The organism is Acidovorax delafieldii 2AN (assembly GCF_000175235.1).
Lineage (GTDB): Bacteria > Pseudomonadota > Gammaproteobacteria > Burkholderiales > Burkholderiaceae_C > Acidovorax > Acidovorax delafieldii_B.
In genome coordinates, this window is sequence record NZ_ACQT01000420.1 from 1 (window position 1) to 2,008 (window position 2,008).

Consider the following 2,008-nt stretch of genomic DNA (forward strand, 5'->3'; position numbering starts at 1 on the left):
GCAACGCAAGGCGGTGCGCCGGGCCGCGGGTGGCCGCGCGCCCCTGCGCAGGGGCCGAACAAGAGCATTTCAGGCCGCAAGCGCTTGCTACACAAGCGCTATCAGCTCTCAAAATAAGAGCAAATCAGACCAACGCGCGCTGGATGATGATCTTCTGCACGTCGCTCGTGCCTTCGTAGATCTGGCACACGCGCACGTCGCGGTAGATGCGCTCCACCGGAAAGTCGCTCACCACGCCGTAGCCGCCCAGCGTCTGGATGGCGGCGCTGCACACGCGCTCGGCCATCTCGCTGGCAAACAGCTTGGCCATGGCCGCTTCTTTCAGGCAAGGCTTGCCTGCGTCCCGCATCGCGGCGGCGTGCCAGATGAGCTGGCGCGCGGCCTCAATCTGCGTGGCGCAGTCGGCCAGGCGAAAGCCCACGGCCTGGTGGTTGAAGATGGGCGTGCCGAAGCTCTCGCGCTCCTTGGAGTACGCCAGCGCCGCCTCGAAGGCGCTGCGTGCCATGCCCACGCTCTGCGCGGCGATGCCGATGCGGCCGCCTTCGAGCGCGCCCAGCGCGATCTTGTAGCCCTCGCCCTCGGCACCGATGAGGTTCTCGGCCGGAATGCGGCAGTTGTCGAAGTTGATCTGCGCGGTGTCGCTGCTGTGCTGGCCCAGCTTGTCTTCCAGGCGCGCCACCACATAGCCGGGTGTGTTGGTGGGCACCAGGAAGGCGCTCATGCCCTTCTTTCCCGCGCCCTTGTCGGTGACGGCGATGACGATGGCCACATGGCCGTTCTTGCCGCTGGTGATGAACTGCTTGACGCCGTTGATCACGTATTCATCGCCTTGCTTCACGGCCGTGGTGCGCAGCGCCGAGGCGTCCGAGCCGACATGCGGCTCGGTCAGGCAGAAGGCGCCCAGCATCTCGCCACGCGCCAGCGGTGTGAGCCAGTCGCGCTGCTGCTGCGCGTTGCCGTAGCGCATGAGGATGGCGTTGACAGGGCAGTTGGTCACGCTGATGGCGGTGCTGGTGCCACCGTCACCGGCGGCGATTTCTTCGAGCACCAGGGCCAGCGTGACGTAGTCGAGGTGGGCGCCGCCAAACTCCTCGGGCACGCAGATGCCATAGGCGCCCAAGGCGGCCAAGCCCTGGTGGGCTTCTTTGGGGAAGTGGTGTTCCTTGTCCCAGCGTGCGGCATTCGGCCACAGCTCGGTCTGGGCAAAATCGCGCACCGCGTCGCGGATCATTTCCTGGTCTTGGGTCAGCAGCATGTGGGTTGTCTCCTTGGGCTTGTTGCGTGCGGTGCGCCGCGCATGGTCATCACGCGCGCGCGGCAGGTCAACCTGCAATTTTGCCCGTGGTTACGCCACCGCCCGCCGCAGCGGGCGGACTACGTGCTCACCCGTACCCGGTGTCTTTTCAGACCAGCGAAATCTTGCCGCTGGCAAGGTCGTACACCCCGCCCACGGCGCGCACGGCGCCGCTGGCCGTGTGCCCGGCCAGGATGGGCTCGGCCGTGGACAGCCGCGCCACGTTGAGCCGCACGTTCTGCTCGGTGGCGGCCACCAGCAGGTTGGACGGCTGGCGGCGCGATGCCGCCTCGACTGCCGGGCGGATGGCGTTCACCAGCCCTGGCAGGTGCCCCGGCAGCGGGGTGCCTTCCTGCACCACCTTGATCGCGGCCGACACGGCGCCGCAATTGCTGTGGCCCAGCACCAGGATGAGCGGCACTTCAAGGAACTGGATCGCGTATTCCATGCTGGCCAGGGCGTCGTCGTTGACGAAATTGCCCGCCAGCCGCACCACGAACAGATCGCCCGGCCCTTGGTCGAAAGCAAGCTCGGGGGCAATGCGCGAATCAGCACAGCTCAGGACGGCGGCAAAGGGCCGCTGCCCCGTGGTGCGGGCCACACGGCCGACTGAAAAATCGCGCTGGGTGGTGCGCCCGGCCACGTAGCGCGCGTTGCCCTGCATGAGCCGATCCAACGCGGCAGCCGGGCCAATGCGGTTGTCTGGCAGGGGGG

The 2,008-nt window shown here is 67.3% G+C and carries 2 protein-coding genes; both read right to left on the minus strand.

Annotated features, from left to right (window positions below; all coding sequences use genetic code 11):
- Positions 1 to 124: 124 nt before the first annotated feature.
- Entirely contained in the window at positions 125 to 1,255 is a 1,131-nt protein-coding gene (locus ACDELDRAFT_RS21750; RefSeq protein ID WP_005800697.1) for an acyl-CoA dehydrogenase family protein, read from the minus strand.
- A gap of 148 nt (positions 1,256 to 1,403) precedes the next feature.
- Positions 1,404 to 2,008, minus strand: a 605-nt coding sequence (locus tag ACDELDRAFT_RS21755; RefSeq protein ID WP_005800699.1) for a carbonic anhydrase, incomplete at its 5' end; no start/stop codon positions are given.

What these genes read in the sequence shown, in the direction of transcription:
- ACDELDRAFT_RS21750 (WP_005800697.1), bottom strand. Translation starts at nt 1,255, where the DNA reads ATGCTGCTGACCCAAGACCAGGAAATGATCCGCGACGCGGTGCGCGAT.